This is a genomic window from Bradyrhizobium sp. AUGA SZCCT0182, from assembly GCF_018130185.1.
GTDB lineage: Bacteria > Pseudomonadota > Alphaproteobacteria > Rhizobiales > Xanthobacteraceae > Bradyrhizobium.
Genome location: NZ_JAFCLY010000006.1, coordinates 26,381 through 51,233 on the forward strand (window position 1 = coordinate 26,381; position 24,853 = coordinate 51,233).

General features: G+C 63.2%; 27 protein-coding genes. 8 read left to right on the plus strand and 19 right to left on the minus strand.

The window, feature by feature from the left end:
- Positions 1 to 94 precede the first annotated feature (94 nt).
- From lpxB to JQ611_RS41650, 4 genes are all read right to left on the minus strand, one after another.
- Entirely contained in the window at positions 95 to 1,279 is a 1,185-nt protein-coding gene (lpxB, locus tag JQ611_RS08820; RefSeq protein ID WP_212465332.1) for a lipid-A-disaccharide synthase, read from the minus strand.
- The gene (locus tag JQ611_RS08825) at positions 1,279 to 2,136 is read right to left on the minus strand and encodes an LpxI family protein (protein ID WP_212465240.1); all 858 of its coding nucleotides are present in this window, start codon (positions 2,134 to 2,136) and stop codon (positions 1,279 to 1,281) included. The genes lpxB and JQ611_RS08825 overlap by 1 nt, the downstream gene beginning before the upstream one ends.
- 20 nt (positions 2,137 to 2,156) lie before the next feature.
- Positions 2,157 to 2,960: an acyl-ACP--UDP-N-acetylglucosamine O-acyltransferase gene (gene lpxA, locus JQ611_RS08830; protein ID WP_212465241.1), complete on the minus strand. Its 804-nt coding sequence runs from the start codon at positions 2,958 to 2,960 to the stop codon at positions 2,157 to 2,159.
- 246 nt (positions 2,961 to 3,206) lie between these two features.
- Entirely contained in the window at positions 3,207 to 3,569 is a 363-nt protein-coding gene (locus tag JQ611_RS41650) for a hypothetical protein (protein WP_249133042.1), read from the minus strand.
- 241 nt (positions 3,570 to 3,810) lie between these two features.
- On the opposite strand from JQ611_RS41650, the gene JQ611_RS08835 reads away from it, so the two are divergent.
- On the plus strand, positions 3,811 to 4,128 hold the full coding sequence (locus JQ611_RS08835) for a KTSC domain-containing protein (protein ID WP_212414006.1): 318 nt from the start codon (positions 3,811 to 3,813) through the stop codon (positions 4,126 to 4,128).
- Here the strand turns inward: JQ611_RS08835 and fabZ are convergent.
- The 11 genes from fabZ to JQ611_RS08890 form a co-directional block, all read right to left on the minus strand.
- Positions 4,125 to 4,583, minus strand: coding sequence for a 3-hydroxyacyl-ACP dehydratase FabZ (gene fabZ, locus JQ611_RS08840; RefSeq protein WP_192733399.1), 459 nt, complete (start codon positions 4,581 to 4,583; stop codon positions 4,125 to 4,127). The genes JQ611_RS08835 and fabZ overlap by 4 nt on opposite strands.
- On the minus strand, positions 4,583 to 5,647 hold the full coding sequence (gene lpxD, locus JQ611_RS08845; RefSeq protein WP_212262369.1) for a UDP-3-O-(3-hydroxymyristoyl)glucosamine N-acyltransferase: 1,065 nt from the start codon (positions 5,645 to 5,647) through the stop codon (positions 4,583 to 4,585). The genes fabZ and lpxD overlap by 1 nt, the downstream gene beginning before the upstream one ends.
- 32 nt (positions 5,648 to 5,679) lie before the next feature.
- Positions 5,680 to 8,232 (minus strand): outer membrane protein assembly factor BamA, encoded by a 2,553-nt coding sequence (gene bamA / locus JQ611_RS08850; protein WP_212465242.1) that lies wholly within the window; start codon positions 8,230 to 8,232, stop codon positions 5,680 to 5,682.
- Between the two features lie 173 nt (positions 8,233 to 8,405).
- Positions 8,406 to 9,557, minus strand: coding sequence for an RIP metalloprotease RseP (gene rseP / locus JQ611_RS08855; protein WP_212262373.1), 1,152 nt, complete (start codon positions 9,555 to 9,557; stop codon positions 8,406 to 8,408).
- A 43-nt stretch (positions 9,558 to 9,600) separates the two neighbouring features.
- Positions 9,601 to 10,824 (minus strand): 1-deoxy-D-xylulose-5-phosphate reductoisomerase, encoded by a 1,224-nt coding sequence (gene dxr, locus JQ611_RS08860; protein ID WP_212262375.1) that lies wholly within the window; start codon positions 10,822 to 10,824, stop codon positions 9,601 to 9,603.
- Between the two features lie 4 nt (positions 10,825 to 10,828).
- A complete protein-coding gene (locus tag JQ611_RS08865) occupies positions 10,829 to 11,677 on the minus strand; it encodes a phosphatidate cytidylyltransferase (protein ID WP_212465243.1) in 849 nt (282 codons plus the stop codon).
- Positions 11,674 to 12,429, minus strand: a complete 756-nt coding sequence (locus tag JQ611_RS08870) for an isoprenyl transferase (RefSeq protein WP_192733405.1) — start codon at positions 12,427 to 12,429, stop codon at positions 11,674 to 11,676. The genes JQ611_RS08865 and JQ611_RS08870 overlap by 4 nt, the downstream gene beginning before the upstream one ends.
- A gap of 57 nt (positions 12,430 to 12,486) precedes the next feature.
- Positions 12,487 to 13,050 (minus strand): ribosome recycling factor, encoded by a 564-nt coding sequence (gene frr, locus JQ611_RS08875; protein ID WP_212001459.1) that lies wholly within the window; start codon positions 13,048 to 13,050, stop codon positions 12,487 to 12,489.
- A gap of 71 nt (positions 13,051 to 13,121) precedes the next feature.
- Positions 13,122 to 13,838, minus strand: coding sequence for a UMP kinase (gene pyrH, locus JQ611_RS08880; protein ID WP_212262379.1), 717 nt, complete (start codon positions 13,836 to 13,838; stop codon positions 13,122 to 13,124).
- Between the two features lie 70 nt (positions 13,839 to 13,908).
- The gene (gene tsf, locus JQ611_RS08885; protein WP_212465244.1) at positions 13,909 to 14,835 is read right to left on the minus strand and encodes a translation elongation factor Ts; all 927 of its coding nucleotides are present in this window, start codon (positions 14,833 to 14,835) and stop codon (positions 13,909 to 13,911) included.
- Positions 14,836 to 14,963: 128 nt separating this feature from the next.
- Positions 14,964 to 15,962 (minus strand): 30S ribosomal protein S2, encoded by a 999-nt coding sequence (locus JQ611_RS08890; RefSeq protein WP_192733409.1) that lies wholly within the window; start codon positions 15,960 to 15,962, stop codon positions 14,964 to 14,966.
- A gap of 387 nt (positions 15,963 to 16,349) precedes the next feature.
- On the opposite strand from JQ611_RS08890, the gene JQ611_RS08895 reads away from it, so the two are divergent.
- A complete protein-coding gene (locus JQ611_RS08895; protein ID WP_212388880.1) occupies positions 16,350 to 16,817 on the plus strand; it encodes an aminoacyl-tRNA deacylase in 468 nt (155 codons plus the stop codon).
- A gap of 89 nt (positions 16,818 to 16,906) precedes the next feature.
- Here JQ611_RS08895 and JQ611_RS08900 read toward each other — a convergent pair whose 3' ends face one another.
- From JQ611_RS08900 to JQ611_RS08910, 3 genes are all read right to left on the minus strand, one after another.
- A complete protein-coding gene (locus tag JQ611_RS08900; protein ID WP_192733411.1) occupies positions 16,907 to 17,326 on the minus strand; it encodes a CBS domain-containing protein in 420 nt (139 codons plus the stop codon).
- A gap of 207 nt (positions 17,327 to 17,533) precedes the next feature.
- On the minus strand, positions 17,534 to 19,090 hold the full coding sequence (locus JQ611_RS08905) for a long-chain fatty acid--CoA ligase (protein WP_212465245.1): 1,557 nt from the start codon (positions 19,088 to 19,090) through the stop codon (positions 17,534 to 17,536).
- Positions 19,087 to 19,782: a TetR/AcrR family transcriptional regulator gene (locus JQ611_RS08910; RefSeq protein ID WP_249133043.1), complete on the minus strand. Its 696-nt coding sequence runs from the start codon at positions 19,780 to 19,782 to the stop codon at positions 19,087 to 19,089. The genes JQ611_RS08905 and JQ611_RS08910 overlap by 4 nt, the downstream gene beginning before the upstream one ends.
- A gap of 95 nt (positions 19,783 to 19,877) precedes the next feature.
- On the opposite strand from JQ611_RS08910, the gene JQ611_RS08915 reads away from it, so the two are divergent.
- From JQ611_RS08915 to JQ611_RS08935, 5 genes are read left to right on the plus strand one after another with little or no spacing between them, the layout of a single operon-like run.
- Positions 19,878 to 21,062 carry a lipid-transfer protein gene (locus JQ611_RS08915; RefSeq protein ID WP_212465246.1) on the plus strand — a complete coding sequence of 395 codons (1,185 nt, stop codon included), beginning with the start codon at positions 19,878 to 19,880 and terminating at the stop codon, positions 21,060 to 21,062.
- 9 nt (positions 21,063 to 21,071) lie between these two features.
- Positions 21,072 to 21,527 carry a MaoC family dehydratase N-terminal domain-containing protein gene (locus JQ611_RS08920; RefSeq protein ID WP_212465247.1) on the plus strand — a complete coding sequence of 152 codons (456 nt, stop codon included), beginning with the start codon at positions 21,072 to 21,074 and terminating at the stop codon, positions 21,525 to 21,527.
- A gap of 8 nt (positions 21,528 to 21,535) precedes the next feature.
- Positions 21,536 to 21,940 (plus strand): MaoC family dehydratase, encoded by a 405-nt coding sequence (locus tag JQ611_RS08925; protein WP_409411262.1) that lies wholly within the window; start codon positions 21,536 to 21,538, stop codon positions 21,938 to 21,940.
- A gap of 13 nt (positions 21,941 to 21,953) precedes the next feature.
- Positions 21,954 to 22,781, plus strand: a complete 828-nt coding sequence (locus JQ611_RS08930; RefSeq protein ID WP_212465249.1) for an SDR family NAD(P)-dependent oxidoreductase — start codon at positions 21,954 to 21,956, stop codon at positions 22,779 to 22,781.
- Positions 22,782 to 22,793: 12 nt separating this feature from the next.
- A complete protein-coding gene (locus JQ611_RS08935; protein WP_212465250.1) occupies positions 22,794 to 23,939 on the plus strand; it encodes an acyl-CoA dehydrogenase family protein in 1,146 nt (381 codons plus the stop codon).
- A gap of 84 nt (positions 23,940 to 24,023) precedes the next feature.
- Here JQ611_RS08935 and JQ611_RS08940 read toward each other — a convergent pair whose 3' ends face one another.
- Positions 24,024 to 24,497 (minus strand): DUF2846 domain-containing protein, encoded by a 474-nt coding sequence (locus tag JQ611_RS08940; protein ID WP_249133044.1) that lies wholly within the window; start codon positions 24,495 to 24,497, stop codon positions 24,024 to 24,026.
- Between the two features lie 199 nt (positions 24,498 to 24,696).
- Here JQ611_RS08940 and JQ611_RS08945 point away from each other — a divergent pair, with 199 nt between their 5' ends.
- Positions 24,697 to 24,852 (plus strand): hypothetical protein, encoded by a 156-nt coding sequence (locus JQ611_RS08945; protein WP_212465251.1) that lies wholly within the window; start codon positions 24,697 to 24,699, stop codon positions 24,850 to 24,852.
- Position 24,853 lies beyond the last annotated feature (1 nt).

Sequence of the window (24,853 nt, forward strand, 5' to 3'; positions counted from 1 at the left end):
TTTTCCGTTCCGATTGAATCGGAACGGGGCTCTAGATTCTTGGTTTGACGCGTTTTCTTAACGCGAACCGGCGTCCACTTCGCTGGAAAACGCTCTACCGCCGCGCTTTTCGCATCGTCGCGAGCACGATGTCGGCGGCGCGGGCGCTCGGCGGCGTGTTGCCGGTCGACATGATCCGGTCGATTTTCGCGAAGGCTTCGAGCTGCCTTCGACGCAGCCCGGACTCGCCAAGCAACTCGCGCAGTACCTGCGACAGTTTTTCCGGCGTGCAGTCCTGCTGCAGGAATTCGGGAACGACATTTTCGCCGATCACGAGATTGGCCAGGATCACCGAACTCACATTGATGACCCGCAGCAATATCCAGGCTTCCATCGCGCCGGTCCGGTAGGCCGTCACCATCGGCACGCCTGATAGTGCAAGCTCGAGCGTCACGGTGCCGGATTTTGCCAGCGCCGCATGCGCGATCCGGAACGCGGCCCGCTTCTCCTGCTCGCCGATCACGACGCGGGGCTGCACCGTCCAGGTCTTCAGCGCTTCCGCGACCGCCTCCTGCAGATGCGGCATGGTCGGCAGGATCAGTTCGAACGCCACGCCCTCGGCATTGAGCCGGGCCAGCGCCTGGCCGAACACCGCCATGTGGTGGCGGATCTCGCTGCGGCGGCTTCCCGGCAGCACCAGCAGCACCGGCGGCGCCGCTTCCCGCCGCTGCCGTTCCTCAGGGTTGGGCCGCAATGAAGCGAGTTGCTCGGTCAGGGGATGGCCGACATAGCTGCAAGGCGGCCCGCGCAGCCGGAGATAGGCCTCCGGTTCGAACGGCAGCAGGGCCAGCACATGATCGACGTAAGTCAGCATCGCGCGGGCCCGGCCGGGCCGCCACGCCCAGACCGAGGGCGAGACATAGTCGACGATCGGAATCTTGGGATCGCTGGCGCGGACGCGCTTCGCCACGCGGTGGGTGAAATCGGGGCTGTCGATGATGACGAGAATGTCGGGCGCGGCCTCGGTGACCGCAGCGGCGGTTTGCTTGATCAGCCGCAGGATTTTCGGCAGTTGCTTGACCACGGCGGCAAGGCCGATGATCGAGAGTTCCTCGATCGGAAACCACGAATTCATGCCTTCGCGCGCCATCGCGCGGCCGCCGACGCCTTCGAACTGCACCGCGTCGCCCAGGCGCTGGCGCAACACTTTCATGAGATTGGCGCCGAGGCGATCGCCGGATTCCTCCGTCGCAATCAGGACGATCTTGCGCACCGTGTCGGTGGTCGGACGCGGCGGCATCACGCCGGCAGCCCCTGGATGAACAGGCCGGCGCTGTCGGCGGCCTCGATCATGGCCTGTGCGTCGGCCGCGATGGTTTGTCCGGCAATGATGGCAATGCCGGCCAGCCCTGCCTTGGCCGCGCCTTCGACCGTCGTTGCCCCCACCGTCGGGAGGTCGAAGCGCAAATCCTGGCTGGTCTTGGGCGCCTTGACCAGCACGCCACGGCCCGTGCCGGCGCGGATGCGGCCCTCGCTGCGCAGGCGCGCCACGCGCGCCAGCAGCCCGTCGGTGCCCTCGATGTCCTCCACCGCCACCACGTGACCGTCGATCACCACGACGGCCTGGCCGATGTCGAACGGACTTAGCGCGCGCAACACGTCCCGCCCCTTCTCGATGTCGGCGGTGCCGGCGGGATCGGGCGTTGCGCGGGCAATGCGCCCCTCGGGCATCAGAATATCAGGGGCGACATCCCTGATGCCGACCATGCGGAAACCGTCCTGCTCAAAAATCCGGCCGATCCCCGACAGCAGATGGTCGTCGCCGCCGCGAAACGCCGCCAGGATAGGGCCGATGACGCGGATCGTCCCCCAGTCCAGCCTGATTTCCGACAGCGCCGGCCGCAGCAGCGTGCCGATGAAGATCAGGTCGCGGCAGCCTTCGCTGCGCAACAGTTTTTTCGCCCGACCGATTTGTCCGACCGAAATCCAGTGATGGCGGAAGCGTTCGGCCCGAACCGGGTCGCAGGAGCCCCTCAGCGCGAACAGCACCGGCGCGACGCCGCGCGCGGCAAGTGAATCCGCGACCGCGAACGGCATGGCGCCGCCGCCCGCGATCACGCCGACCGGCGAAGAGATTTCTGAAGCCGCTGGACTCATGGGCTGCGGCGATCCCGTCATCAGGATTTATGAGCGCCGTCGGCCGGCAGGCACAGCGCGCGATGCTTGCCCGCATCGATGAAGGCGAGGATTTCCGCGATCGCCGGATCGTTTGCCGCCAGCGGCTGAACCTCGCTCAGCCGTTCGGCAAAGATGCCTGGGCCATGGAACAGCTTTTGATAGAACGCGCGCACCGTGACGAGCCTGTCCTTGGTGAATTTGCGCCGCTTCATGCCGATGATGTTCAGGCCTTCGAGGCTCGCATACTGGCCGTTGACGAGGCCGAACGGAATGACGTCACCGCGCACGCCGCAGACGCCGCCGACCATCACCTGCGGCCCGATCCGCGTGAACTGATGCACGGCGGAAAGCCCGCCGATGAAGACGAAATCGCCGATCTCGCAATGGCCGCCGAGCGTGGCCGACGTGGCGAAGATCACGTCATTGCCGACTTGGCAATCATGGCCGACATGGCTGCAGTTCATGAAATAGCCGCGCCCCCCGACCCGCGTGACGCCGCCGCCGGCAACCGTGCCGGCGTTCATGGTGACGGATTCGCGGATGGTGCAGCCGGCCCCGATTTCAAGCCTGGTCAGTTCGCCGCGATAGCTCAGCGATTGCGGCGGGGTGCCGAGCGAGACGAACGGATAGATCGTGCAGCCGTCGCCGATGGATGTCTGCGCCGTGACGTGCACATGGCCGATCAGCTTGCAATTGGCGCCGATCACGACGTGAGGCCCGATGATGCAATAGGGACCGATCGAGGTGCCCTCGCCGATCACAGCGCCATCTTCAATCCGCGCGGTGAGATCGATCGTCGTCATCAAATGCGTCCAGGTTGGGCTGATATCGCCGGGCCGATATTATCTCGGGTTTTCCGGTGGTTACCGCGACAGGACAGCGCTTGTCCAGTGACGTATGGTTACGGCCGATGTCGTCACGTTTGGATCAATGGCCTTTGCCCGAACCTCCGGTCTTCCGGAGTTGGGTGGTCGATGGAAATCAATACAGGAATCGCCGGCGCTGAGGCCGGAAGCCGCAAGACCGGTAGACGCGAGACCGGCAGACGCTCAGATCATGCTACCCGGCAGGAAACAGCGGATAGAAATCCCGAGCGCGCTTTTGACCGGCCAGACCATCGTTCGACCGGCGCGATTGGGCTCCGTGATAACGGCATCATCGGGAACGACGACCCAAATGCCCTCGAGGCGGACACGGTAATGTCCATTCTGGGATTCCCAGTCCGGATCGGAGACGACAAAACCATCCGCATCCGAGCAGCACAGGCCCTGGCCGCTCCTCAGCCTATCGAACCATGGCTTCAACGGAGACCCGGCGTACCGGCCGTCGTCGCGCGCGCTACTCGTGTTTCCTGCCCAAAGAATCGCCAAAAGCACGGCGATGCAAATCTTCGAGAAATTCGTGCAATGCATGTTCGCCCCCAGTGTTGAGGACCAGGTTTCACGCCGGCATAACAAAGCGCTTGTTTGGCTGAAGTTCCAATGCCGCGGGCGATCGAACTACCCGGCTATGAGCCAAGTACGCGATCCACGGGGCCGTGCGGGATCGAATTCAATCCACGTGGTAAGCGACTGCACGTTGCGTGCTGCGGGGTTACGGCACGCTTCGGGGCGTTTTCCAAAATCGAAGCATCTGCGCTATCCTGTGCGCGCCATGGTCAGAATTGCGACGCTGCTTCTGCATCTGTTCGCCGCCGGGATCGGCTCCGAAACCGTTGATGTGAGGGATCGCGGCCCGGTCGATCTCGGGACGTTCGAGTGCCGCGACATCACCCGCAGCAGCATCGTGCAACGTGTCTGCTACGACGGCGCGCAACGCCACCTGATCGTCGCGGTCAAGGGATCCTACGACCAGTATTGCGATCTGCCGGCCGAGACGTTCGACGCCCTGATGGGCGCGCCGTCGATGGGCGGGTTCTTCAACCGCCATATCAGGGGAGCGTCGGGCGCTCGCTTTGCTTGCCCGAATTAATCCGTGAGCATTGCGCCGACATCGGCCTCGGCGACCACGGTGCCATTGACCTTGGCGTCGCCGTGAAACCACCACATCGCCTTGCGGCGGCCGATCGAGCGCATGTGGTATTCGATGGTGTCGCCGGGCATCACGGGTTTGCGGAACTTGCACTTGTCGATGGTCAGGAAGTACACCGCGCGCGGCTTCTCGGTGCCTTCGACCGACTTGATGCCGATCACGCCGGCGGTCTGCGCCATGGCCTCGATCATCATCACGCCGGGATAAACCGGGCGTTCCGGGAAATGTCCCTGAAAAGCCGGCTCGTTGAAGGTTACATTCTTGACGCCGATGCCTGAGTAATCGGTGCGGATGTTGATCACCCGGTCGATCAGCAGCATCGGAAAACGATGCGGAAGCGTCTTGAGGATCTCGTTGATATCAACGAGTTCAAACCTGACCGGCACCTCCTCCATCACTCCCGTCCCTCGTTCTTCGGATCGGCGGCGCCCTGCACCAGTCGCTCCACTGCAATAATCTCCCTAAACCACTGTTTGGTCGGTTTTGCAAAATAACCGCCCCAGCGGCCATTGGGCGGGATGTCGTCCTTGACCCCGCTCATGGCGGTGACCTGGGCACCGTCGCCGATCTTGAGATGGTTATTGATGCCTACCTTGGCGCCCAGCGCGACATTGTCCCCGATCGTCAGGCTGCCCGCGAGCCCGATCTGGGCCGCGAGCAGGCAGTGCCTGCCGATGGTCACATTGTGGCCGATCTGGACTTGATTGTCGATTTTAGTGCCCTCGCCGATGACGGTATCGCGCAGGCTGCCTCGATCGATGGTGGTGTTGGCGCCGATCTCGACATTGTTTTGGATCAGGACGCGGCCGGTCTGCGGCACCTTCAGATGGCCCTCGGGACCGAAGAAAATGAAGCCGTAGCCGTCCTGGCCGATGCTGCAGCCGGGGTGGATCAAAACGTTGTTGCCGATCAGGGCGAACTGGATCGCGGTACGCGCGCCGACATTGCAGTCCCGGCCGATCCGCACCTCGGCCCCGATCACGGCCCCTGCGCCGATCACCGTTCCCGCCCCGATCTCGACCCGAGGGCCGATCACCGCCAGCGGATCGACGATGACGCCGTCTTCCAGATGGGCTGACGGGTCGATGATCGCCGACGGGGCAATTCCGTCATTGTCGAACCAGGACTGCGGACGCAACGCGTCTTCATGCCACTGGCGCGCGATCTGCACGAACGCGCGGAACGGCTGAGCGGCCCGCAGCACCGCGACATGAGGCGGTACCTGCGCCTCAAAACGCGGGCTGACCAGACAGGCACCGGCCTTTGTCGAGGCGAGCTGGTCGGCGTATTTGAGGTTGTCGAAGAACGCCAGGTGCATCGGGCCGGCCTCGTCGAGCGACGCGAGGCCCCGGACGACATGGCCGCCTTGTGCGGGGTCGACCAATACCGACTTCGTCAACGCGGCGATATCAGCCAGCGTCGACGAAGGCGGTTGCTTGAAGAACATCGGCTGCGCCATTCCACCCGTCGCAGTCCGGCCGGTTGCTGGATTTAGAACGATGTACCGCCGCCGAACCTGAATTCCTGCACGCGGTCATTCTTACCCTTGGTGATCGGAATCGCATAGTCGAAGCGCAGCGGACCGAACGGCGACGCCCAGATCAAGCCGACACCGACCGAGCTGCGGACGACATTGCCTTCGTCATACTGCAGGCCGAGGCAGGTGCCCGGCGTTGCCGGGTTGGTCGTCGGCCTCACGCAACCAGGAACGTTGACTTCACCGGTCTGTGCCCACGCGGTCGACCCCTTATAGTCAAACAGGCCGCCGGCGTCGGCATAGATCGCGCCTTTTAGCCCGACTTCCTTCGGCAGGAACCAGAACGGCATCTGCAGTTCCGCCGACGCGCCCCAATATTTGGTGCCGCCGAGCGCATCACCCGTACCGTAGGGGTTGATGTCACGCGGTCCGATACCGTTCGGCGCAAATCCGCGGACCAGGTTCGGACCCATCTGGAAGTGATCGAGCATGCGCAGCTGGTCGTTGCCGACCTGGTTGAGCATGCCGCCCTGGAAGCGGAGCAGGCCGACGATGTCGGCGACCAGCGGGGCGTAGTATTTCGCATCGATCGCAGACTTGATGTAGGAGACGTCGCCACCGATGCCGGCGAAGTCCTGCTTCCAGTCGATCAGCAAGCCCGTGGTCGGGTTCTTGTTGTTGTCCAGCGTGTTGTAGTTCAGCGAATAGCCGACCGACGAGGTCAGGGTCCTGCCGCTCTGCAGCTCCTTGCGGACCGGCAGCGAAGCTTCGCCGTCGCTGTAGCACCACAGACCGACGCCCGAGGCGTCGGTAGCGCCCAGTGCGGTCGCGGCCGGCGCGCCGTTCAGATTCACCCAGGCCGGCGACGGATTGAACGCCAGCAATCCGTTGTTCGGGTTGTTGTTACAGTTCGACAGCGCGCTCGGCAGCGAGATTTGCTGCTGATAGATCGAATAGCGCAGCTGCAAGGCCAGATCTTCACGCAGGGTGAAGCCGAGCCGCGGGCTGAAGCCCAGCGTCTTGGTCCCGTACGAGATGTAGCTGTTGGCCAGTTGCTCGCGCTGGAACAGGTCGAGGCCGAGCGCGACGCGATAGTCCAGCAGATAGGGCTCGACGAACGACAGCGAGTAACCGCGTGCGTATTGGCCATAGGTGACCGACGCCTTCGCGTACAGACCGCGGCCGAGGAAATTGCGTTCCGAAATACTGACCTCGGCGAGCGCGCCGTCGGTGGTCGAATAGCCGCCCGACACCGAGAAGTCGCCGGTCGACTTCTCTTCCAGATCGACGATCAGGATCACACGGTCGCTCGATGAGCCGGGCTCGGTGACAACCTTCACGCTCTTGAAGAAGTCGAGATTCTTCAGCCGGCGCTCGGCACGATCGACCAGCGCACGGTTGTAGGCGTCGCCTTCCGAAAGGTCGAATTCGCGGCGAATCACGTAGTCGCGGGTCCTGGTGTTGCCGCGGACATTGATGCGCTCGATATAGGTTCGCGGGCCTTCATCGATCGAGAACACGATCGAGACGGTGTGCTGTTCGAAATTGCGATCGCCGCGCGGACGCACGATGGCGAAGGCATAGCCGCGCCGCGAGGCTTCGATCTGCATTTCCTCGACGGACTTTTCGAGCGCCTCGGCGTTGTAGAGCGACCCGACGCCGACACGCGAGTAGCTGCGCATCGAGTTCACATCGAAGGTCGCGATGCTGGTCTGGAAGTCGACGGTGGCGACGCGGTATTGCTGCCCTTCCTCGATCTTGAAGGTGACGAGGAAGCCTTTGCGCTCCGGATCGTATTCGGACAGCGCGGCCACCACTTGCACGTCGGCAAAGCCGTTCTTGAGATAGAAGCGGCGGATCAGGTCACGGTCGGCCTCGACCCGGTCCGGATCGTAGACGTCGGCGCCGCCGAGGAAGCTCAAGAGGTTGGATTCGCGCGTCTTGATGACATCCTTCAACCGGTAGGACGAATAGAACCGGTTGCCGATGAATTCGATGTTCTTGACGCCGGTCTTGCCGCCTTCGTTGATCGTGAAGATCAGGTCGACGCGGTTGTTCGGCTGGTCAATGATTTCCGGGGTGACGCTCACGTCATAGCGGCCCGAGCGGCGGTAGATTTCAGCGATACGCTGGGCGTCCGACTGAACCATCGGGCGGGAGAAAGTGCCGCGCGGCTTGGACTGGATTTCGGACGAGAGCTGGTCGTCCTTGACCTTCTTGTTGCCCTCGAAGGCAATGCGCCCGATCACCGCGTTTTCGACCACGACCACGATGATCCGGCCGCCGGCCTGATTGATTCGCACGTCCTGGAACAGGCCGGTTTCGATCAACGCCTTCAGGCCGTCATCGATTTGGGCCTGCCCGAGGCGGCCGCCGGGTCCCGGCTTGAAATAGGAGCGAATGGTCTCGATTTCGACGCGCCGATTCCCCTCCACGGCGATCGAAGCCACCGTCTGGGCAGCAGCCGGCGCCGAAACAAGCACCGCCGCTAGCGCGGCAGCAACTGGCACGGCGAACATGATCGAGGCGGCCAACAAGCCCCCCCGCACTCGCATTCCAAACATCATGCGCCAAGCGCCCTTGTCATTCTTGTGCTGGTCCGCACCCCTACGAACCGGCAGATTCCCATTTTCTGCATGTCTTGTAGCCAATTTCCCCAAGGCGGCAAACGGAACATCGCCCCGCGATTCCATTTTCATTCCAAGACGTTGCCGATGGGCAACGCCACAAAAAAGCCGCTTCACGATGCCGCCAGATGCAGGATGTCGTTATAGGTCGCAAACACCATCAGCATCAGCACCAAACCCAATCCGATTCGGAACCCCATCTCCTGAGCCCGGTTCGACAGCGGGCGTCCTCGGACCGCCTCCACGGCATAGAACAAAAGATGACCGCCATCGAGCAGCGGAACCGGGAACAGGTTCAGCAGGCCGATCGAGATCGACAGCACGGCTGCCAGGTGCACCAGCGCGGTAAGGCCGATGGTGGCCACCTGCCCCGAAATCTGGGCAATCCGAATCGGGCCACCGACCTGGTCGGCGGCTTCCCGGCCGGTAAAGACGCCGCCGATATAGGCCAGCGTGCGATCGATCACGAACCAGGTTTCCTTGACGCCCAGCCACATCGCGGTTGCCGGATCGACGCGTTCGGTCACGACATCGCCCGGCGCGGTCGCGCGGGTAATGCCCAAAACGCCGAGCCGGTGGGCGTTGCCGAACGGATCCTTTACTTCGCGCTGCTCCGGCGTGCCCTTCACTTGCAGCGTGGCATCGCCGCGCTTGATGGTGAAGTTCAGCTGAACGCCGGCATTGACGCCAACGACGCGCTGCATGTCGGAGAAGCTGCCGATGGTCTTGCCGTCGATCGCGGTGACGATGTCGCCGACCTGAAAGCCCGCTTTCGCAGCGGCGCTGTTGGCTTCGATCTTGTCGACGCGCGCGGTCGTGCTCGGCTTGCCGAAGAAGGTGAACAGGCAGGTGAAGATCACGATCGCCAGAATGAAATTCGCGATCGGTCCGGCGGCAACGATGGCCGCGCGCGGACCGACTTTCTTGTGGTGGAAGCTGCCCGCCTGCTCTTCCGCGCTCATGCTGGCGAGCGCCTCGGTCGAGGGCGTGGAGGCTTCGCTGTCGTCACCGAAGAACTTGACGTAACCGCCGAGCGGGATCGCCGAGATCTTCCAGCGGGTGCCGTGGCGGTCATTGAACCCTGCAAGCTCCGGCCCGAAACCGAGCGAGAACGTCAGCACCTTCACGCCGCACCAGCGGGCGACCAGGAAGTGGCCGAGTTCGTGGAAGAAAACAACGATGGTCAGGACGAACAGGAAGGGAATGATGTAGCCGATGAGCCCACTGCTCAACGTATTGAAACTATGTAGAAAAAACTCAGTCATTCGATTCCCCTCGACGCGAGCCTAAGGCTGCGCCCCCAACCCTCTAGGATGCCTTTAAGGCAATTTGAGGCAATAGGGAGGCAGCTTTATTTCGCGCATTATGGTCAACGGAAATCGCATCATCCGCCGAGCTCAAAGGCGCCAGGTTTCCGGAGCGGACCCAGTCGTTCATGGTCGCCTCGACCAGTCTTGCGATTGCGCCGAATCGGATCTTGCCGGCGATGAAGGCCGCTACCGCCACCTCATTGGCGGCGTTGAACACCGTGGTCAAACCGCCGCTGGCGCGCAGCGCATCGTAGGCCAGCCGCAAGCCGGGAAATCGCTCGAAATCCGGTGCCTCGAAGGTCAGCTGACCGATTTTGGCAAGATCCAGCCGGGCCGAGGGACCGACGATTCGATCGGGCCAGCCGAGGCAATGGGCGATCGGGATGCGCATGTCAGGCGCGCCGAGTTGGGCAACCACCGAACGGTCGGAGAATTCGACCATGCCGTGGATGATCGACTGCGGATGTACGAGCACATCGATTTCGTCGGGCTTCAGCGCGAACAGATACGACGCCTCGATCACTTCGAGCCCCTTGTTCATCATCGACGCCGAATCGATGGTGATCTTCTGGCCCATGCTCCAGTTCGGATGCTTCAGCGCCTGCGCCAGCGTCGCCTGCTCGATGTCGGTAGAGGTCCAGGTGCGGAACGGCCCGCCCGACGCGGTGATGATCACGCGCACCAGCTCCTCGCGGTTGCCGGAGCTGAGCGCCTGAAACAGCGCGTTATGCTCGGAATCCGCAGGCAGAATACAGGCGCCTGCCTTGGCGGCGCGCTGCATGAAGAAATCGCCGGCGCAGACCAGGCATTCCTTGTTGGCGAGCGCGACCGACGCCCCGCGGTCGACCGCGGCGAGCGCCGGCTTCAGCCCAGCGGCGCCGCTGACGGCGGCCATCACCCAGTCGGCCGGGCGCGCCGCTGCCTCGATGATCGCGCTTTCGCCGGCGCCGCATTCGGTCCGCGTGCCGGCCAGCGCTTCCTTCAATGCGCCGAGCTTGGTGGGGTCGGCGACCGCCGCAAAGCGCGCGCCGAATTCTCGTGCGAGTTTGGCGAGCCCCTCGACATTGCCATTGGCGGTCAGCGCCTCAACCTGGTAGCGGGCGCGGTCGCCGCGCAGCAAATCCATGGTGCTGTCGCCGATGGAACCGGTGGCGCCCAACACTGTGACGGTGCGCGCGGCGGATGCCGCGGCCTTGTTATTACGCAATGGAACCGCGCTCATTTTTTCACCAAACCATAAGACCGCGGCCGACGCCATCGGCGCCGCCCCGGAGGAAACCGATTAGCGCCGCCACCGCGACAGCTGCAACAAATCCGTCCAGGCGATCCAACAGCCCGCCATGGCCGGGAATGATCTGGCTGGAATCCTTGACGCCAAAGCGCCGTTTGACCGCGGATTCGAAGAGATCGCCGAGTTGAGAAACCACCGAAAGAACGCCTGATATCATCAACAGCGGTCCGATTTTCCCTAGATCCAGCACCGCGAATATACAGGCCACCGCAAGACTTGCGACAAAGCCGCCAACGGCGCCGGCCCAGGTCTTTTTGGGGCTGACGCGCGGCCAGAGTTTTGGGCCGCCGATGCCGCGGCCGGCGAAGTAGCCGCCGCTATCGGTTACCCAAACGATGACCAGCACGAAGATCAGCGCGATAAAGCCCTTCACGGGATCAAGCCGCAGCAGGACAGACGCGACCTCCGCCACCGCCGCATAGCAAAATCCCGCAGCGCTCCAGTTTCGCTGCGCCGGCGTGATCAGGGCGACCGCCACCAGGCCGACAGCCAGCACCGCGAGCGCAGCATCGATCGGCCCGATGGCGAGACAAAGCCCGGCCAATGCGAGCGCGGCAACGCCCGACACGACCACGCGTTTGTCAGCCGCGCGGCCCACCACCATCAGCCATTCGACATAGAGGCCGATCGCCGCCAACGTCACCAGCACGGCCCAAAACCAGCCGCCGGCATAGGCGATGGCGACGGCGAGCGGGATCAGCACGGCGGCTGCAACGATGCGCGTCGAGAGGTTGCGCGTATCCTGTTCGGCAGCGGCCGCCGGCGCGGCCTTGCCCTCGGTCACGATCCGGTTTTCGCGGCCAGACCGCCGAAACGGCGCTCCCGTCTGGCATATTCTGCGATCGCGCTTTCAAGCGCCGCCTTGTCGAAATCCGGCCAGTGGATCGGCACGAAGACGAGTTCGCTGTAGGCCGCCTGCCACATCAGGAAGTTCGACAACCGCTGCTCGCCGCTGGTGCGGATGATCAGGTCGGGATCGGGAATATCGGGCGCGTCGAGATATTGGCCGAGCGTGTCGGTGTCGATCGATGCGGGATCGCGCTTGCCTTCGGCCACTTCGCGCGCCAGCCGTTGCACCGCGTTGGCGATTTCCTGGCGCGACCCGTAATTGAACGCGACGACGAGATTGAGCTTGGTGTTGGCGCGCGTCAGTTCCTCGGCCTCGTTCAGGAGCGCGCAGATGTCCGGCTCCAGTCCCTCGCGCTCGCCGATCACGCGCACCCTCACCCCGTCGCGGTGCAGCGTCGCCAGATCGTTGCGGATGAAGCGGCGCAGCAATCCGAACAGGTCGCCGATTTCGGTCGCCGGTCGCGACCAGTTCTCGGAGCTGAAAGAGAAGATCGTCAGGTAGACCACACCGAGTTCATGGGCCGCACGAACCACGCGGCGCAGCGCCTCGACGCCGCGGCGATGGCCCTCCGCGCGCGGCAATCCCCGCGCGGCCGCCCAGCGCCCGTTGCCGTCCATGATGATCGCCACGTGCAAGGGACCGGTTCGATCCGGTCCTTCGGTTGCGGGGGCGGCGGCATTCGGCATCGTTAAAGTTCCAGGACCAGTCGCAAAGTCGCGGTCTCAAGTTTCGATCTTAAGGCCTTAAACGGTAAGGATTTCCTTTTCCTTCGCCGCCAGCAATTGATCGATCTCGGAAATCATCCCGTCGGTCGCCTTTTGCACGTCATTGGCCAGGCGCTCCTGGTCGTCCTCGGAGATTTCGTGGTTCTTCTCCAGCTTCTTGACCGTATCGAGCCCGTCGCGGCGGACGTGCCGGACCGCAACCTTGGCCGCTTCGGCGTATTTATGCGCGACTTTGACCAATTCCTTGCGGCGTTCCTCGTTGAGTTCCGGAATCCGCAGGCGCAGCACCTGCCCTTCGGTCGCGGGGCTCAGGCCGAGGTTGGAGTCGACGATCGCCTTCTCCACGGCCTTGACCATCGATTTGTCCCAAACCTGGACGGAAAGCAGCCGCGGCTCAGGCACGCTGACGGTTGCGAGCTGATTGAGCGGCATGTGCGTGCCGTAGGCATCGACCTGCACCGGCTCCAGCATGGACGCGGCCGCACGACCGGTGCGCAAACCGCCCAGTTCATGCTTGAGCGCCTGGGTGGCGCCCTGCATGCGGCGCTTCAATTCGTTGATGTCAAAACCAGGTGTGGGCATAACGCTCTCCCCTCCTCAGAAAACCATCCGCCGGCATCATCATTCCAGCGGTTCGACGTGGCGCGGGCCGGTCAGCCGGCGACAACCGTGCCGTGGCCGGTACCGCGCAGGATCGCACCTATCGAACCGGGCTCGGCAACCGAGAATACGATGATAGGCAGCGCAGTCTCGCGGGCAAGCGCGAATGCGGTCGCGTCCATCACCTTGTAGCCACCTTCGATGGCCTGCGAATGCGTCAGGCGGTCGAAACGCTTGGCCGACGGGTCCTTTTTGGGATCGGCGCTATAGACACCATCGACATTGGTGGCCTTCAGCACCGCCTGCGCCCCGATCTCGGCCGCCCGCAACACCGCCGTGGTGTCGGTGGTGAAAAACGGATTGCCGGTTCCGCCGCCGAGCAGGACGATACGGCCCTCGGCGAGATATTTGTGCGTCGCACTGCGGGTGAACAGTTCGGAAATCTCGGGCATCACGAACGCCGACAGGGTTCGTGCCGGCGTCCCCTTGCGTTCGATGGCCGCCTCGAGCGCAAGGCAGTTCATCATGGTGGCGAGCATGCCCATGGTGTCGCCGGTCGGGCGTGACACGCCACGCGAGGATACTTCGACGCCGCGAACGATGTTGCCGCCGCCGACCACCACCGCCACCTCAACCCCGAGCTGGCGCGCGGCGATCAAATCGTCGGCGATACGGTCCACGGTAGGCTGGTCGATGCCGAAGGACTGGCTGCCGGCGAGATATTCGCCCGAGATCTTGATCACGACGCGACGATAGACCGGCTCTGCCATAGCGAATCGCTTCCTTCATTCCGCGCAGGCGTCCTCCGGCGCAACGGCGCCGGAAGATTGTCGACCGCGGTTACTTCTTGCCGCTGGCCGCCGCGACTTCGGCTGCGAAGTCGGATTCCTGCTTTTCGATTCCCTCGCCGAGAGCATAGCGCACAAATCCGGCGATCTTAACGGGCGCTCCGATCTTGCCTTCGGCTTCCTTCACCGCCTGCGCGACCGATTTGCCCTTTTCGTCGTGGATGAACGCCTGCTCCAGCAGACAGACTTCCTTGTAGTAGGTCTTCAGACCGGACTCGACGATCTTCTCGATCACGTTCTCCGGCTTGCCCTGCTGGCGATACTTGTCGGCCAGCACGTCCTTTTCCCGCTTCACGGTTTCAGGGTCGAGGCCGGACGGATCGAGCGCCTGCGGATTGGTCGCGGCAACGTGCATCGCGAGCTGGCGGCCGAGCGCCGCGAGCTCATCGGTCTTGCCGGTCGATTCGAGCGCCACCAGCACGCCCATCTTGCCGGCGTTGTCGATGACAGCGCCGTGGATGTAGCTCGCCACCACGCCATTGGCGACCTCGAGCAAAGCCGCACGGCGCAGCGTCATGTTCTCGCCGATGGTGGCGATCGCGTCCGAAATCGCGGTCTCGACAGTGAAGTCGCCGATCTTCGCAGCCTTGATCGTTTCGACGTCGGCGCCGACGCGAAGCGCGACCTGCGCGACCATCTTGACGAGGCCCTGGAACTGCTCGTTGCGGGCGACGAAATCGGTCTCCGAATTGACTTCGACGACGACGCCCTTATTGCCCGAAATCATCGCGCCGATCAGGCCTTCCGCAGCGACACGGCCGGCCTTCTTCGCGGCCTTGGACAAGCCCTTCTTGCGCAGCCAATCCTGCGCTTCCTGCATATTGCCCGCGGTTTCGGTGAGCGCAGTCTTGCAGTCCATCATGCCTGCGCCGGTCGACTCGCGCAGTTCCTTGACCATCGCCGCAGTGATCGTTGCCATCGTTGAATGTCCTTCTGCCTGTTAGCCACGAGCGCGGCGCGCCTTGCGCCGTGCCGCCATCAGCTACAGGAATGCCGTAACAGGGAAATCAAACCGGTGGCCGGAAGGCCGGCCACGCGGCGTTACAATTATTCCGCTTCCGCGGTCATCGCCTTTGCCTGGGCAACCCAGCCATCGGCGCGGCTCGGAAGTCCGACCTCTTCGCCGATCTTGTGCGCGGTATCGTGATCCAATTCGGCCAGCTGCCAATAGTGGAAGATACCGAGATCGTTGAACTTCTTCTCGATCGCACCCGACACGCCGGTGAGCTTCTTGAGGTTGTCGGCGGTGCCACGGGGGCCCGCCAGACCCTGGAAGCCGGCCGGCTGCGGAGCAGCCGGGATTTCCTCACGGACCGGCTGCGCGGAAGCGCCGATGTCGATGCCGTGGTCGCCCTGGGCGCGCGAGATGCCGTCGATGGCGGCGCGGGCCACCAGATCGCAATACAGCGAAATGGCGCGGCCGGCGTCGTCATTGCCCGGCACCACATAGGTGATGCCCTTGGGATCGGAATTGGTGTCGACGATTGCGGCGACGGGAATGTTGAGCCGCTGCGCTTCCTGGATCGCGATGTCTTCCTTGTTGGTGTCGATCACGAAGATCATGTCGGGAAGCCCGCCCATGTCCTTGATGCCGCCGAGCGAACGGTCGAGCTTGTCGCGCTCGCGCTGCAGCGTCAGCCGTTCCTTCTTGGTGTAGGCGTTGGCATCGCCGGAATTGAGCACTTCATCGAGATGACGCAGCCGCTTGATCGAACCGGAAATGGTCTTCCAGTTGGTCAGCGTACCGCCGAGCCAGCGCGAGTTGACGAAATACTGCGCCGACCGCTTGGCGGCCTCGGCAACGCCGTCCTGCGCCTGCCGCTTGGTGCCGACGAACAGGATACGGCCGCCCTTGGCGACGGTGTCGCTGACCGCCTTCAACGCGGTGTGCAGCAACGGCACGGTCTGCGCGAGGTCGATGATGTGGATGTTGTTGCGGGCACCGAAGATGAAATCCGCCATCTTGGGATTCCAGCGGTGCGATTGGTGACCAAAGTGAACGCCAGCTTCAAGCAGCTGACGCATAGAAAAATCGGGTAGCGCCATGGTAATACTTCTCCGGTTGGTTCCTCCGGAAGCGTGTGAGCAGACGAGCCTTATGGCCCGGCTGCCACCGGACGGCCTTTGAGAGCCATGCTTCCGTGTGAGATGGCGCGGTATATAGCCGGATTCCAGCCAGAAGCAAGGAAATACGGCCGGTTTTTGTCGCCTGCTGGCCCGGTCCGGACCCCTAAATGCGGGCATTCAGGGCCCAAATCCGCCGAAAACCCCCGCGGAGACCCCTATCCCGGCCGGGATGGTGAGAACGATTCGCATTGTCGCCGGCTTCCGGCAGGCGTAACCTTCACCCAATTCGCAAGCGCCCGCATCGTGAGGCGACGACGCGAGTTTCCTCCCGATGCCCGGATTGCCCGTTGCAATGGAGGAACCGTTATGACCGTCTCCCCGACCCTGCAGAACTACCTGGACCAGACCGTCACCTACGAATTGATCCCTCATGCCCGCACCATGTCGTCGACGCGCACGGCCGAGGCCTGCCATGTGCCGGGCGACGCTCTGGCCAAAGGCGTCGTCCTTCGCCGTGAGGACGGCTACATGATGGCGATCCTTCCGGCGTCCCGCCATCTCCATTTGCCGGCCTTGAAAATGCAGCTCGGCCACAAGGTTGATCTGGCGAGCGAAGAGGAAGTCGCGAAGCTGTTTGGCGACTGCGAGCGCGGGGCCGTACCGCCGGTTGGCGAATGCTTTGGGCTCGATGTCATCGTCGACGACAGCATCGATGCGCAGAGCGAGATCTACATGGAGGGTGGCGACCACGCCACACTCATCCGTCTGGACCGCGAGCAGTTCGCACGATTGACCGCGAAGGCCTGGCATGGCCACTTCACCACGCACGATTGAGGCCGCTCGAGCGCCGGTCGAGCGACCTCAAGCAACGCCATCGCGCGCGTTCGCCGTTGAACAGTCGCGTCGCGAGGCGTCGCCGTGCTTCAGTGATGGGCTGAAACGCTCTTGACGTACCCGGACACCACGTCGCCGGACGTTGAATGGCTGATGTCACCAAGGCTGATCATGCCGACCATCCGCTTGCTTTTGTTGATCACCGGCAACCTGCGGACTTTCAGCGTCTCCATGTGATGCACCGCCTTGGCGAGGTCATCGTCCTCCCGGCAGCAGTGGATACCTTCGGTCATCACGTCGCGCGCCTTGGCCCGGCTGGCATCGAAGCCGTTGCCAGCAAGTCCTTTGCAGACGATGTCGCGATCGGTCACCATTCCGATCAGCTGATCGTCCTCCCCGATCGGAATGCAGCCGATATCATGCGCTCGCATCAGCTTTGCGATTTCGGTGACAGGCGTGTCGGGGCTGACCCAGTCGACGCCCTTGTGCATCGCGTCTTTGACTTTCATGGCGGACCTCCGTTGCTGCGATTTCGGGTGGTATCCCCGTGATGCAGAACAGTTCCCCCTGGCTCGACTATACGACGGATCGGACGGCATCGCAAAAAAATGCGATGACGACTCCGCAATGCAGGGAAAGCCCTCGCCGGCAGCACGTCCATCAATCCAGGATGCCTCGCCAGCGTCGAATGGCGGGCCGGCGCACACGCGGCGGCCTCAGCTCACCATGCGCTGGCGGTTTTCCCAATACGGCTTGCGCAACTCACGCTTCAGGATCTTGCCGGCGCCGGACAATGGCAGCGGGGTCTGCGTGACCTCGACACTGCGCGGGCATTTGTAACCTGCGATCAGCGTCTTGCAGAAATCCATCAACTCGTCGGGGGTTACCCTCGCGCCAGGCTTGGGAACGACAATGGCGTGAACCTGCTCGCCCCAGCGCTCACTCGGAATACCGATCACGGCGCATTGCGCCACCGACGGATGCTGCGCCAGCGCGTTCTCGACCTCGGCCGAATAGACGTTCTCGCCGCCGGAGATGATCATATCCTTGACGCGGTCGACCACGTAGACGAAGCCGTCCTCATCCATGTAGCCGCCGTCGCCGGTGTGCATCCAGCCGTCGATGATGGCCTTGGCGGTTTCCTCGGGCCGCTCCCAATAGCCCATCATCACATTGTCACCGCGCACGGCGATCTCGCCGACGGTGCCTGATGGCACCACCTTGTCATCGGCATCGACGATCTTGACCTCGCAGCCCAGCGTGGGACGGCCGGCGCCGCGATGCCGCCCCTTGGCGCGACCATCGCCGATATGCTCCTTCCAGTGCAGTATCGTCGCGATCGGCGACAATTCCGTCATGCCATAGGCTTGCGTGAACTGCACGTTCGGCAATGCCTTCATGGCGCGGCTGAGCACGGCATCGCTGATGACGGAGGCGCCGTAGGCGATACCCGTCAGCGACGACAGGTCGTACTCGCCGAGTTTGGGATGATCGACGAACATCTGGATCATGGTCGGCACCAGCAGCACGTCGGTCACGCGATCGCGTTGCATCGCGCCGGCGACGCCGTCGGGCGTAAAACCCTGGATGATGACGTTGGAGCCGCCGCTGAGCAGCACCGAATACATAGCCGCCCCATTGGCAAGGTGGAACATCGGCGCAGCGTGCAGGTAGACCGTGCTGCTCGGCCACAGGCCTTCGCCGAGCGCGTTCAGCGCATTGACCATCAGATTGCCGTGGCTGAGCATCACGCCCTTGGAGCGTCCGGTGGTGCCGCCGGTATAGAAGATGCCGGCGATATCCTCGCTTTTGCGCATCGCATCCTGCATCGGCGCGCTGCGCGCGATCAACGCCTCATACCCCTCCATGCCGGCGGGGGCGTCCCCATCATCGGCATAGATCAGCTTGAGGCCCGGGATCGCCTGAGCGAGCGTCGCGCCGACCGCAGCAAAGGCCTTGTCGACGAACAGGATGCCGGCGCGGCAGTCGCGCATGGCGTCCTCGTTCTCCAGCGGGCTCCAGCGGATGTTGAGCGGCACGATCACAGTGCCGGACCAGCCGGCCGCAAGATAAAGCTCGAGATAGCGGTCGGAATTGAGCGACAGGATCGCGATCCGGTCGCCGGCTTGCGCGCCGAGGGCCCGGATGCCGGCGGCAAGCCGCGCCACGCGGTCGCCGACCTCGCGCCAGCTTTTCTTGCGGTCGCCACAGACGATGGCAAGGCCGTTCGGATTGATCTGCAGCGCGCGCCGCAGGCCGTGCGTGATGTTCATTTCCGTCCTCCCTTTGCCGGCCGGCTTTTCTTCGGCGTTGCCGGGCCGCGTTTCCCTGGCTGGTCGTTTGCCAGCCCTTCGGTGAGTTGAGCCGCGAACCGGCTGGCGACGGCTTCCGCCGACCACGCGCCGTCGCGCTGATACCAATGACCGATCCAGTTCAGTGAACCTGCGATGGCAAAAGCCGTGAGCTTCGGGTCGCACGGCTTGATCGAACCGTCGGCGACGCCGTCGGCGAGGTATTTGCGGAACGTCCGGTCGATGCGTTTCTTTGCGGCGCGGACGATCTTCTGGTTTTCCGTGGTCAGGTCGCGCGCATCGAACCGCACCAAACTGGCGCCGGAATCAGTCGTCATCTGCTCGGCATAAGCCTGGATCAGCTTGCGCAGTTTGGCGAGCGCATTGCCGCCGCCATTGTCGATTTCAGCAATGAACCCGTCGACGATCTCCTGCCCCGACGCCCAGCATTCGAACAGGATCTCGTCCTTGCTGCGGAAATAATTGTACAGCGCCGGCTTGGTGATGTTCAGCCGCTCGGCGACATCGTTCAGCGTGACACGGTGATAGCCCTGCTCGAGAAACAGCCGCACCGCGGTGCGCAGCACGGCTTCGCGCTTCTCGTCGCGCGCGCGGCGGCGGCTCTCGAACGGCATCCATGGCGATGGATTGGTTTCGGGTGACTGCGCATCCATCCTGATTATTGCCTGCTCTGCATTGACGGGCTCCGTCGGCCCGTATATTACCCATGGGTAAGTAAAAGTCCAATGGGTAATAAAGGGAGCGCACCATGACATCCAGCGTCTATGTTGCCGGCGTCGGCATGATCCCCTTCGTCAAACCGGGCGCGAACGCGCCCTACCCGGTGATGGGCGCGGAAGCGACCAGGCTCGCGCTGGCTGACGCCGGCGTCGGCTACGAGATGATCCAGCAGGCCTATGCCGGCTATGTCTACGGCGATTCAACCTGCGGGCAGCGCGCGCTTTACCAGGTCGGCATGACCGGCATCCCCATCATCAACGTCAACAACAACTGCTCGACCGGTTCGACCGCGCTGTTCATGGCGCGGCAGGCGATTGAATCAGGCGCGCTCGATTGCGTGCTGGCGCTCGGTTTCGAGCAGATGAAGCCCGGCGCGCTCGGCGCCGTCTTCACCGACCGGCCGAGCGCGTTCGACGAGTTCGACGCCGCGGCCGACAAATTGGTCGACGCGCAAGGCGTTCCGCTGGCGCTGCGTTATTTCGGCGGCGCCGGTCTCAGCCACATGAAGAAATACGGCACGCCGCTGACCTCGTTCGCAAAGGTGCGGGCCAAGTCGAGCCGGCATGCCAAGCACAATCCGCTGGCGCTGTTCCGCAAGGAAGTCAGCGCCGAAGACGTCATGAACGACCAGGTGATCTGGCCGGGCGTGATGACGCGGCTGATGGCCTGCCCGCCAACCTGCGGCGGTGCCGCGGCAGTATTGGTCTCGGAGAAATTCGCCAGCAAGCACGGCCTGCGCAAGGACGTCCGGATCGCGGCGCAGGCGATGACCACAGACACTCCCTCCACCTTCAAGGCCGGCGACATGATGCAGGTGGTGGGCTTCGACATGACGCGCGCCGCGGCGAACAAGGTCTACGAGGCCGCCGGCATCGGCCCTGGCGATCTCGACGTCGTCGAGCTGCACGACTGCTTCGCGCATAATGAGCTGATCACCTATGAGGCCCTCGGCTTGTGCCCTGACGGCGGCGCGGAGCGCTTCATCGACGACGGCAACAACACTTATGGCGGCAAGACCGTGACCAATCCGTCCGGCGGCCTGCTGTCCAAGGGGCACCCGCTCGGCGCCACCGGTCTGGCGCAATGCTACGAGCTCACGCATCAGTTGCGCGGCTCGGCGGAGGCGCGACAGGTGGACGGTGCAACGCGCGCTTTGCAGCACAATCTTGGCCTTGGCGGCGCCTGCGTCGTCACCCTCTATGAACGCGCCTGAGGCCCTGACATGATCGATCCATCCGTCATCGGGCGCAGCCTGTCGCCTGTCACCGCGCATGTCGAACCCGGACGCCTGCGTTATTTCCGCGAGACGCTCGGCGAGACCAATCCGGTCTATGGCGATGCCAAGGCCGCGCTGGCTTCCGGCTACACCGCGACGCCGGTACCGCCGACCTATCTGTTCTGCCTTGAGATGATGGACGCCGAACAGGCCTTCGAATTCATCACCGTGATCGGCGTCGACATCGGGCGCCTGCTGCATGGCGAACAGCGCTTTACCTACCGGGCCCCCGTGGTGGTCGGCGACACGCTGCTGTTCGAGCCGCGCATCGTCAGCGCCGCCGACAAAAAGGGGGGCGCGATGACGCTGGTCGGCATCGAAACCAAAGTCACCAACCAGAACGGCACCCACGTCGCGGACGTCTCGCGCACCGTGGTGGTGCTCAATCCGGCAACCGCATGAGCACGCCCGTGAAAGCTCAACCCGCGATAGGCGACCGCATCGTCCACAAGGTGTTTCCGCCGATCAGCCGCCACACGCTGGCGCTCTATTGCGGCGCGTCGGGCGACCACAACCCGATCCATGTCGACCTAGATTTCGCCAAGGCCGCCGGATATCCTGATGTCTTTACCCACGGCATGCTGGTCATGGGCTATCTCGGCCAGGCGCTGACCGATGCGGTCCCTCCCCCGCGGCTTCGCATGTTCTCGACGCGCTTCGTCGCGATCACGCAGCTCGGCGCACGCCTGACCTGCGAGGGACATGTTTCCGAATTCGTCGAACATGATGGCGAGCGATGCGCGAAGCTGGCGCTGACGACCAAGGACGAGAGCGGCGATCTCAAACTCGCCGGCGAAGCCGTCATCGCACTCTGATCAGGGAAAACAAATGACCAAGCTCAAGGGAAAAGTCGCGCTGATTACGGGATCGGGGCGAGGCATCGGCCGCGCGATCGCGCTGAAACTCGTCAGCGAGGGCGCGAAGGTCGTGGTCAACGATCTCGATGCGGCGCCGGGCGACGCCGTCGCCGCGGAAATCCGCGAGGGCGGCGGCGAAGCCATCGCGATCAACGGTAGTGTTTCCGAATCCGGCTTCTCCGACCGTTTCGTCGGCGCAGCCATGGAAACATTCGGCGGCCTCGACATCATCGTCAACAACGCCGGTTATACCTGGGACTCGACGATCCAGAAGATGACCGACGAGCAGTTCCAGGCCATGCTTGACGTCCACCTGGTCGCACCGTTCCGTCTGCTGCGCGCCGCCTCCGAGCCAATCCGGATCATGGCAAAGAAAGAGGCCGAAGCCGGCCGCGAAGTGTTTCGCAAGGTGGTCAACATCTCCTCAATCGCCGGCCTTTACGGTAACGCAGGCCAGGCCAGCTATTCGTCGGCCAAGGCGTCGCTGATCGGGCTGACGCGCACGCTTTGCAAGGAATGGGGACGCTACAAGGTGAACGTCAATTGCGTGGCCTTCGGCCTGATCAATACGCGCCTGACCCAGCCGATCGAAACCCAGCAGAAGACCATCGACGTCGCCGGCCGTGACATCAAGGTGGGGGTCCAGCCCCAGATGCTTGACGCGATGGCGAAAATGATTCCACTCGGACGCGGCGGCACGCCGGAAGAAGCCGCCGATGCGGTCTATCTGTTCTGCAGCCCGGAATCGAACTACATCAGTGGGCAAGTCGTCGTCTGCGGTGGCGGCCTCATCATCTAGCGCGGGGATCCAATGCAATATCGATCATCCTGGATGACGGAGGAGCTGGACGCTTTTCGCGATCAGTTTCGCAAGTTCCTCGCCAAGGACCTGGCGCCGCATGCGGAGACCTGGCGCGATCAGAAGATGGTCGATCGCTCGGCCTGGCGGGCGCTGGGCGAGATGGGCGCCCTGCTCCCGAGTATCCCGGAAGCCTATGGCGGGTTGGGTGCCAGCTTCGCCTATGAAGCTGCCGTGATCGAGGATCTCGAAACCGTGGTACCGGAAGTAACGACCGGGTACTCGGTGCATAGCGCCATCGTCGCGCATTACATTTTGAACTACGGGTCCGAGGAACAGAAACAACGCTGGTTGCCGAAAATGGCCAGCGGCGAGTTCGTCGGCGCTATCGCCATGACCGAACCGGGCACGGGCTCCGATTTGCAGGCCGTACGGACGACGGCCAAAAAGCAGGGCAACAATTACGTCATCAACGGCCAGAAGACTTTCATTACGAACGGCCAGGCTGCGGACCTGATCATCGTGGTCGCGCGCACCGGCGAGCCCGGCGCCAAGGGAATCTCGTTGATCGTCCTGGAAGCCGAAGGCAATGAAGGTTTCCGCCGCGGCCGCAACCTCGACAAGATCGGCCTGCACGCCTCCGACACGTCGGAATTATTCTTCGACAATGCGGTGGCGCCGCCGGAAAACCTGCTGGGCAGCGAGGAAGGCAACGGCTTCGTGCAGCTGATGCAGCAATTGCCGCAGGAGCGCCTCTCGCTTGCCGTCGGCGCCGTGGCGTCGATGGAGCGCGCGATCAAGTTGACCGCCGACTACACCAGGGAACGCAAGGCCTTCGGCAAGCCGATCATCGAATTCCAGAACACCGCTTTCAAGCTGGCCGAGCGCAAGACCGAAGCTGTCATCGCGCGCGTCTTCGTCGACTGGTGCGTCGAACGCCTGGTCGCCGGCGATCTCGACACGGTCACCGCCTCGATGGCGAAATGGTGGTGCTCCCAGAAGCAGGTGGAGACCGCGGATGAATGCCTGCAACTCCACGGCGGCTACGGCTACATGGAGGAATATCCGATCTCGCGGATGTTCGTCGACGCGCGGATCCAAAAGATCTACGGCGGCACCAACGAGATCATGAAGCTGCTGATCGCGCGGTCGCTGTAACAGGAGAGCCCCCGACGATGCAGGACCGCCACGGCTTCCGCGGCTCATGGCCCGGCTCCGAGCCGCTGCGGGCCTCAGCTGCGGTTAGTCCACCAATTGTAGTTCGGCGAGCGTCGTTCTCGCCGTCGGTTCGTCCAGCGCAATAAGGTCGGCCGGTCCTGTATTGTCGCTGCCGGACGTTGCAACGGACGCAACCAAAGCCCCCGCCAATCCCGCAACCATGGTCGTGCCGGTTACCGCGTCATGCCTCGCGCTCGACTTGACCAGAAAGAAGTAAGTGCGGCCGGCCGCCGTGGTGAAATCTCGCCTGGACTCGCCGGGAAACATCACTTCGGTCGCAGAGAGATGGTGCGGACCTGCCGGGAGATCGGCATAGGCGTAGGTTCCGACCACCACCTTGCCCATTGGTCTACCGTCCAGCTTCACATCGCAGGCACAAAGGGACATGGACAGGCCATCGCGCTTTTGTTGAAGCACCACTACCCGGGACTGTCCTGGTTTTGGCGGACCGATCTTTTGCGACATCGCCGCATAGTCTGTTCCGACTTTGGCGGTCATACAGCCCGACAACAGCAACGCGCCCAAAAGCAGCGCAATTCCACGCCCCAACATAACGTCCCCAGCACTTGTCCCGGAAAAGGGCATAGCCGAAAACATCGTGAGGTTGCAATAGCTGTTGCTATGTCCTCCACGTAATCGGTAAACAGCGCAGCGACATCGAGATTTTGGCGATCGTGGCTAAATTGGAGGCCGACTCATGGCTCGCACAATTCGCAAGGTCGGTATGATGGAGGTTCCCTTCTCCGACTATCGGCTCGAGAATGATCCGCGATTTCTGCAGCGAATCGAGCGGGCCCGTAGCAGCCTGCAATCAGGGCGCGGCGTCCGCCTCGAAGATATCGAGCAGGAATAGC